Source organism: Leisingera sp. SA215, assembly GCF_055902035.1.
The window spans coordinates 165,055-172,176 of sequence record NZ_JBVVXU010000010.1 but is presented as its reverse complement, the minus strand read 5'-3'; the positions used below and the strand labels follow the sequence as shown (position 1 = coordinate 172,176).

At 64.7% G+C, this 7,122-nt stretch carries 5 protein-coding genes; 2 read left to right on the top strand and 3 right to left on the bottom strand.

The window, feature by feature from the left end; translation table 11 throughout:
* Positions 1–1,305, bottom strand: a complete 1,305-nt coding sequence (locus AC0KW6_RS13125) for an HlyD family type I secretion periplasmic adaptor subunit (protein WP_323776285.1) — start codon at positions 1,303–1,305, stop codon at positions 1–3.
* Positions 1,302–3,035 (bottom strand): type I secretion system permease/ATPase, encoded by a 1,734-nt coding sequence (locus AC0KW6_RS13120; protein ID WP_323776287.1) that lies wholly within the window; start codon positions 3,033–3,035, stop codon positions 1,302–1,304. The genes AC0KW6_RS13125 and AC0KW6_RS13120 overlap by 4 nt, the downstream gene beginning before the upstream one ends.
* A gap of 162 nt (positions 3,036–3,197) precedes the next feature.
* Here AC0KW6_RS13120 and AC0KW6_RS13115 point away from each other — a divergent pair, with 162 nt between their 5' ends.
* The gene (locus AC0KW6_RS13115) at positions 3,198–3,959 is read left to right on the top strand and encodes an MlaA family lipoprotein (RefSeq protein WP_323776289.1); all 762 of its coding nucleotides are present in this window, start codon (positions 3,198–3,200) and stop codon (positions 3,957–3,959) included.
* Between the two features lie 2 nt (positions 3,960–3,961).
* Positions 3,962–4,549, top strand: a complete 588-nt coding sequence (locus tag AC0KW6_RS13110; RefSeq protein WP_323776291.1) for an MlaC/ttg2D family ABC transporter substrate-binding protein — start codon at positions 3,962–3,964, stop codon at positions 4,547–4,549.
* 185 nt (positions 4,550–4,734) lie between these two features.
* On the opposite strand, the gene AC0KW6_RS13105 is transcribed toward AC0KW6_RS13110, so the two are convergent.
* Positions 4,735–6,951 carry a transglycosylase domain-containing protein gene (locus tag AC0KW6_RS13105; RefSeq protein ID WP_474035086.1) on the bottom strand — a complete coding sequence of 739 codons (2,217 nt, stop codon included), beginning with the start codon at positions 6,949–6,951 and terminating at the stop codon, positions 4,735–4,737.
* Positions 6,952–7,122 lie beyond the last annotated feature (171 nt).

Here is a 7,122-nt window from a genome sequence, read left to right as displayed (position 1 = left end):
TCAGCTTTCGCGGAAGGCCTTGTTGAAATAATCGGCCAGCGGCTTGACCAGATAGGCCAGCGGCGAGCGGTCGGCGGTGCGGATGTAGCTTTCCACCGGCATCCCCGGAATCAGCACCGTGCCCGCAGGCAGGCGGCCGCGCTCGCCGGGATTGAGCTCGATCCTTGCCCGGTAATAGGAAACCCCGCTGCCCTGATCCTCGAAGGCATCCGCCGAGACCTGGGTGACATGGCCGAACAGCTCCGGCGTCGAGCGCTGGTCCAGCGCCGAGAACCGCAGGGTCACCTGCTGGCCGGTGTAGAGCTGGTCGATATCGGTCGGCGCCACCTGCGCCGCAATCACCAGCGGCCGGTCCTGCGGCACCAGGTACAAAACCGGATCGGCCGGCCGGATCACCGAGCGCGGCGTCTGCACCTGCAGCCCGTAGACAATGCCGGAGACCGGCGCGGTGATCTCCAGCCGCGCCAGCCGCCCTTGCAGCGAGCGGCGGTTTTCGGCCAGCTCCAGTTCCTGGTAGCGCAGGTCGCGCAACCGGCTGATCGCCTCTTCGCGGCGGCTGGTGGCCAGCTTCAGGATCTCGATGTCGATCTCGGTGATACGCCCCTCGGACTGCGCTTCCGAGGCCACCAGCTCGCCCAGCCGCCCCTGCAGATCGGCCTGCGTCCGGCGCAGGTTCAGCACCGTCGCCGCCTGCGCCAGGCCGCGGTCCAAGAGCGACTGCTGGTTCTCCAGCTCCTCGCCGATCAGCTCCAGCTGCACATTCATCGAGGTCTGCTGCGCCTTGACGCCGCGGATCTGCTCCTGGATCTGGGTGCGGCGCTTCTCCAGCTGCTCGATCTCGCGCGCGGTGGTGTCGTTGCGGGCCTCGAACAGGCGGCGCTGGCCCTGCACCAGATCGCTGACATCCGGCAGACGCTCCGCCGCCGCCAGCAGTTCCGGCTCAAAGCGGATCGCGGCAGCGGTGTCGCGCTCGGCTTCCAGCCGGCCGCGGCGCGCCATCAGCTCGAACAGCTGGCCCTCGGTGATCACCAGCTGCGAGGTCAGCTCATTGGCATCCAGCCGGATCAGCGTGTCGCCTTCGGCCACCGTATCGCCCTCCTCGACCAGGATCTCGGCAACGATGCCGCCATCCAGATGCTGCACGATCTGGCGGTTGCGGTCGACCTCGATCCGGCCCGTCGCCACCACTGCGCCGGAAATCGACGACAGCACCGACCAGGAGCCGAAGCCGCCGACCAGCACCAGCAGCGCCAGGAGGCCGATGATCAGCGGCCGCCGGGCCGGCCAGTTGCTGTGCCCGTTCATCGCACGCCTCCTGTGCCAGTGGCCTGGCGGATGGTCTGATGGTTGGCGACCATTTCCTGCAGCACCTTGTCCTTGGGGCCGAAGGCGGTCTGGGTGCCCTTGTCGATCACCAGCAGCATGTCGCATTCCTGGATCGCCGCCGGGCGGTGCGCCATGATCAGCACCGAGCGGCCCTCGGCCTTGATCTGCTTGATCGCCCGGTTCAAGGCAATCGAGCCCTCGTTGTCGAGGTTGGAGTTCGGCTCGTCGAGGATCACGATCACCGGATCGGCATAGAGCGCGCGGGCCAGCCCGACCCGCTGCAACTGGCCGCCCGACAGCCGCCCGCCGGTGGCGGTGACCTTGGTGTCATAGCCGTCGGGCAGCTTCAGGATCATCTCATGGGCGGCGGCCTTGCGCGCCGCTTCCACCACTTTTTCGGCATCCGGCTGCTGCTGCAGCCGGGCGATGTTCTGGGCAATGGTGCCGTCAAACACCTGCACCCGCTGCGGCAGATAGCCGATGTGGCCGCCCAGCACATCCGGCGCGTATTGATCCAGCGCCGCCCCGTCCAGCCGCACCGAGCCGGCCGCCGGCGTCCAGACCCCGGTCAGCGCCCGCGCCAGGGTCGATTTGCCCGAGCCCGACGGCCCGATCACCCCGATCGCCTGGCCCGGCTGCACCCGGAAGCTGACGTTGCGCAGGAGCGGCGTCTTGCTGCCCGGCGGCACCACCGCCATCCCCTGCACCTCCAGCAGCGCCTTGGGTTTCGGCAGCGCCGTGCGCGCGTCCTCCTCCGGCACCTTGCTCAGCAGCTCGGCCAGGCTGTGCCAGCCCTTCAGCGCCCGCTGCACCATCGCCCATTGGCCCAGGCCCAGCTCGATCGGCGCCAGCGCCCGGCCCATCAGGATCGACCCGGCAATCATCGCCCCCGGCGTCACCTCGCCCTGCAGCACCAGATAGGCGCCCAGGCCCAGCATCGCCGACTGCAGGAACAGCCGCAGCGTCTTCGTCAGCGTGGTGAAGCCGCCGCCGGTGTCATTGGCCGTCACACTGTCCGCGAGGGCGGCATCGCGGGCCAGCTTCCAGCGCTGGAACGAGGCGCCGCGCATGCCCATCGACTGGATCATCTCAGCCTCGTTGCGGATCTCCTCGGACATCAGATTGGCCTTGTGGCCGGTCATGCCGGCCTTTTGCTGCGGCGCCCTGGTGAACAGCTGGTTGAGGATGGCAATCCCCACCAGCACCGCGCCGCCCGCCAGCGCCAGCAGGCCCAGCCAGGGGTGGAACAGGGCGATGCCGGCCAGAAACACCGGGGTCCAGGGCAGGTCGAAGGCGGCGGTCAGCACCGGCGAGGAGATCAGCCGCTGCACCGCTTCCAGATCCTGCAGCCCGGTCTGCGCCGCCGGATCCGGCGCCACCGCCGAGCGGCGGATCATCGCATCGAACACCCGGTGGTCCAGCGCCGCCTGCAGCCGCGCCCCGACCCGTGCCATGATCCGGCCGCGGGCGTAGTCCAGCAGCCCCATCATGCCGTAGAGGAACACCACCAGCAAGGACAGCGCCAGCAGCGTCGCCTCCGACCGGCTGCCCAGCACCCGGTCATAGACCTGCATCATATACAGAGGCCCGGTCAGCATCAGCAGGTTCACAAAAAAGCTGAAGACCCCGGTGAACCAGTACAGCCCCCGGCTCTGCCGCCGCACAGAACGAAGCTCATCGTAGCCGCTCTTATAAATGCTTTTATTCATGGTCAGTCTGCAATAGAAGTTCCCGGGCCATCGGCCATGCCTGAGACAGTATCAGATCAGACACAAGCCGGTGAATAAATGTAATTGCACTGGAAATAGGCTGAAGAACCCTTATCTGCGCTCCCAGCCGTCTGTTCCAGCATCAATTGGACACTTAACCGAATGCCTTTTCTTTTGCGACCGCTGAAATTTGTATCTGCGCTGATTTTGGCCGGTGCCGTGGCCGGCTGCGCAACACAGGATCCGGTTGCACGGGCTTCGGGCGAGGTTTTTGACCCGTATGAGCGGACCAACCGCGGGATTCATGCCTTTAACCGCGGCGTTGACCGCCTGGCCTTCCGCCCCGCGTCCAAAGGCTATGTGGCTGTTGTGCCGGCACCGATGGTGACCAGTTTCTCGCATTTCGCCGAAAACCTGTCGATGCCAGGCCAGATGATCAATGCGCTGCTGCAGGGCAATCTGAAACTGGCCGGCAACGCATTTTCGCGGTTTGTGATCAACTCCACCGTCGGCTTTGCCGGGCTTGCCGATCCGGCCAGCGAATTCAATGTGCCGGCAGTCGACACCGATTTCGGCCAGACATTGCACACCTGGGGCGTCGGCGAAGGCGCCTATGTCGAACTGCCCCTGCTGGGCCCCTCCACCAGCCGCGATGCCGTTGGGGTCGCCGTCGATTTCTTTACCAACCCGCTGGGTTACGCCGAGCAGAATACTGCCGACAATATAACGATTTACGCTGAGATCGTGCGCCGCATGGGCGATCGTGGCAATTATTCCGATACGATCGACTCGATTCTCTACGAGAGCGCCGACAGCTACGCGCAATCGCGCCTGATCTATCTGCAGAACCGCAGGTTCCAGCTGGGGGATGGAAAGGAGATCCAGGAGATTGATCCGTTCGAACTGAACACTGAAGGATTCTGATAATGGACCGCCGCAAATTTCTAATAGGCGCTGGCGCCATGCTGGCTGCCGCACCGCAAGCCCTGTGGGCGCTGACCGAGAACCGCGCCAGCACGCTGATCAACAGTCTGGTTGGCGATATCAACCGGGTGATCGATTCCGGCAAGGGCGAGACCGCAATGTTCCGCGAGTTCGAGCGGATCTTCCAGCGCTACAGCGACACCTCCTATATCGCGGCCTACGCGCTGGGTGTGGACGGGCGCCGGGCGTCTTCGTCCCAGAAAAAGGCCTTTTCCAAGGCATTCCAGGGCTATATCTCGCGTAAATACGGCAAGCGCTTCCGCGAATTCATCGGCGGCAAGCTGGAAGTCAAAGGCGTCAAAAAAGTTAAGAAATGGTATGAGGTGAGCACTATTGCCTACCTCAAAGGCCAGTCGCCGTTTGAAGTGACCTTCCTGGTGTCGGACCGCTCAGGCCGGGATCTGTTCTTCAACATGTTTATCGAAGGCGTGAATCTTCTGCTGACCGAACGCACCGAGATCGGCGCCATCCTGGACAGCAATAAAGGCGACATCGATGCGCTGATTGCCGAGCTGAAGCGGCTGAGCTGAGCTCACGCCTCAGCGTATTCCGGAACAGGCTCCCTGCGGGGGCCTTTTTCTTTGCGGCTGGCGGTCCGGCATTTTCTGCGTACCGCAAAAGCTCCCGCCCGTCGCCGCAGCGTCCTGGATGCTGCGCTCCCGTTGGGCCCATGGGGACCATGAGACAAGCGGGAGCCCCCCGTTTTCCTGACTGGTCAGTTGCCGAGAATGTCGCGCAGGATGTTGTCCACCGCGCGGCCCAGTTCCTTGCCCAATTGCGGCCCCTGGCGGCGGCGCTCGCGGCGGGTTTGCTGCGGCGGCGGGGCGATCGGCGCAGGTTCCAGCATCGGCAGCGGTTTGGCGGTAAGGCCATCGTGTACCCGCACCATGGTCTCGCGCCAGATCTCGGCCGGCAGGCCGCCGCCGGTCACACCTGAAAGCGGCGTGTTGTCGTCATAGCCCATCCACACCCCCGCCACATACTCAGCGGTAAACCCGATGAACCAGGCGTCCTTGGCCGCAGATGTCGTTCCCGACTTGCCTGCCGCCTGCCAGCCCGGGATCTGCGCCCGCCTGCCGGTGCCGCCGGCAATCACCTTCTCCATCATCCAGACCAGCTGCTGCGCCGCTTCGGGGCGGATCACCCGCTCGCCGATGCCGCCGCTGGCGCCCATCAGCGCGTCGCTGTCGTTCACCAGTTTCAACTCGGACACACCGTAGGGCGTCACCGAAGAGCCGCCATTGAGAATCCCGGCATAGGCACCGGTCATTTCCAGCAGGCTGCTTTCCGAGGCGCCCAGCGCCAGCGCAGGCCCGGCCGCGAGGTCGCTGTCGATTCCGAAATCGCGCGCCACACGGCTCACCTTGTCGCGGCCCACTGCTTCGGAAATCTTGACCGCCGGCACGTTGAGTGAATCCCGCAGCGCCCGCGCCAGGGTCACCTCGCCATAGAACTTGCGGGTGTAGTTTTCCGGGCACCATTGGCCGGATCCGGGAATTTTCATGCAGTATTTTGCGTCCAGCACCCGGTCGTAGGGCGAATATCCCAGTTCCAGGGCCGTGGCATAGACAAAAGGCTTGAAGGCCGATCCGGTCTGCCGTTTGGCCTGGGTTGCACGGTTGAAAACGCCGTTCACCCGCGTCTTGCGTCCGCCCACCATCGCGCGCACCGCGCCATCGGCGCTCATCACCACAATGGCGGCCTGCGCCTTGGAGCCCGGGCGGACCTTGTTCTCAAAGATGTATTTCAGCGCTTCCTCAGCCGCCCCCTGCAGGCGCTGATCGAGGGTCGAGCGGATCACTACATCCTCCGTCGTCTGATCGCCCAGGAAATCGGGGATGGTGTCCATCACCCAATCGGCAAAATACCCCCCTGCCCGTGCGGCAGCGGCCTCGCTCAGCACTGCCGGGTCGTTCTGGTTCCGCTGCATCTCGGCGGTGGTCAGGTAGCCCTGCTCCTGCATCAGCCGCAACACGGTAGCGGCGCGGTCCTGCGAGCGCTTGAGGTTATTGGTCGGCGCCAGCGACGACGGGGCCGTCAGCAAACCCGCCAGCATTGCGCCCTCAGCCGGATTCAGCTGGTTCGCCGATTTGCCGAAATACCGCTGCGCCGCAGCTTCGGCGCCATAGGCACCGCCGCCCATATAGGCGCGGTTCATGTAGATCGAGAGGATTTCGTCCTTGGTGTATTTGGCTTCCATCGCCAGGGCAAAGATCGCCTCGGTCCCCTTGCGCCACAGGGAGCCCTTACGGCAGTCGGCCTCGTAGGCGCTTTCGCTCTTCCATTCTGCAGGATCATAGACCCGGCCCAGGCACAGCAGCTTGGCGGTCTGCTGGGTTATGGTAGAGCCGCCATGCCCCGACAGCGGCCCGCGGCCTTCGCGCAGGTTGATGCGGATGGCGCTGGCGACGCCGCGCGGGGAAATGCCGAAGTGGCGGTAGAACCGCTTGTCCTCGGTCGCGACAACCGCGTTTTTCAGGTGCGGCGAAACCGTATCAGCGCGGATGATCCCGCCGAACTGGTCGCCGCGCCAGGCAAAAACCTCCCCTTTGCGGTCCAGCAGGGTGACCGACCCGCGCGCACGCCCGTCCAGATAGGCCGAAACCTCGGGCAGCTTGGCATATTGCAGCGCCACCGCCAGGCCGACCAGCAGGCAGACCACCATGCCGACCCGCCAGGTAAAGCCCCAGACCAGCCGGAACGCCCAGACAAAGGGCGTCAGCAAGAGACCGATGAAGCCGCGTTTCTTCGGCGCCGGTTTCGCCCGCGCCTTTTTACGCGCGAACAGGCCGAACAGGCCGGTCTTCTTGGGCTTAACCTTGCGTGCAGGTTTTTTGCGCGCAGGCTTCTTCGCGGCGGAAGGCTTGCCCTTGCCGCCTGCGGAATAGCGTTTTTCTGCCACCAGAGGCTTGCGCCCGGATCCTTGTGCCATCGTCATGTCCTGCCCGGATTGCCCGTTTGCCGGGACAATACCCTGCGCGCCCCGGTTTGTAGAGGGGCAGAATCCCGGGCTTTCCCCCTTTGCCAGATGGCCGTTTTTTAAGCGAAGCCGGTCAAAGGCGCAAAATTATTGTGCGCACGCAGAAAGACACGCGGAAACTTG

Excerpts from the sequence above, each read along its gene's own strand:
- AC0KW6_RS13125 (WP_323776285.1), bottom strand. The coding sequence starts at position 1,305 with ATGAACGGGCACAGCAACTGGCCGGCCCGGCGGCCGCTGATCATCGGC.
- AC0KW6_RS13120 (WP_323776287.1), bottom strand. The coding sequence starts at position 3,035 with ATGAATAAAAGCATTTATAAGAGCGGCTACGATGAGCTTCGTTCTGTG.
- AC0KW6_RS13115 (WP_323776289.1), top strand. The coding sequence starts at position 3,198 with ATGCCTTTTCTTTTGCGACCGCTGAAATTTGTATCTGCGCTGATTTTG.
- AC0KW6_RS13110 (WP_323776291.1), top strand. The coding sequence starts at position 3,962 with ATGGACCGCCGCAAATTTCTAATAGGCGCTGGCGCCATGCTGGCTGCC.
- AC0KW6_RS13105 (WP_474035086.1), bottom strand. The coding sequence starts at position 6,951 with ATGGCACAAGGATCCGGGCGCAAGCCTCTGGTGGCAGAAAAACGCTAT.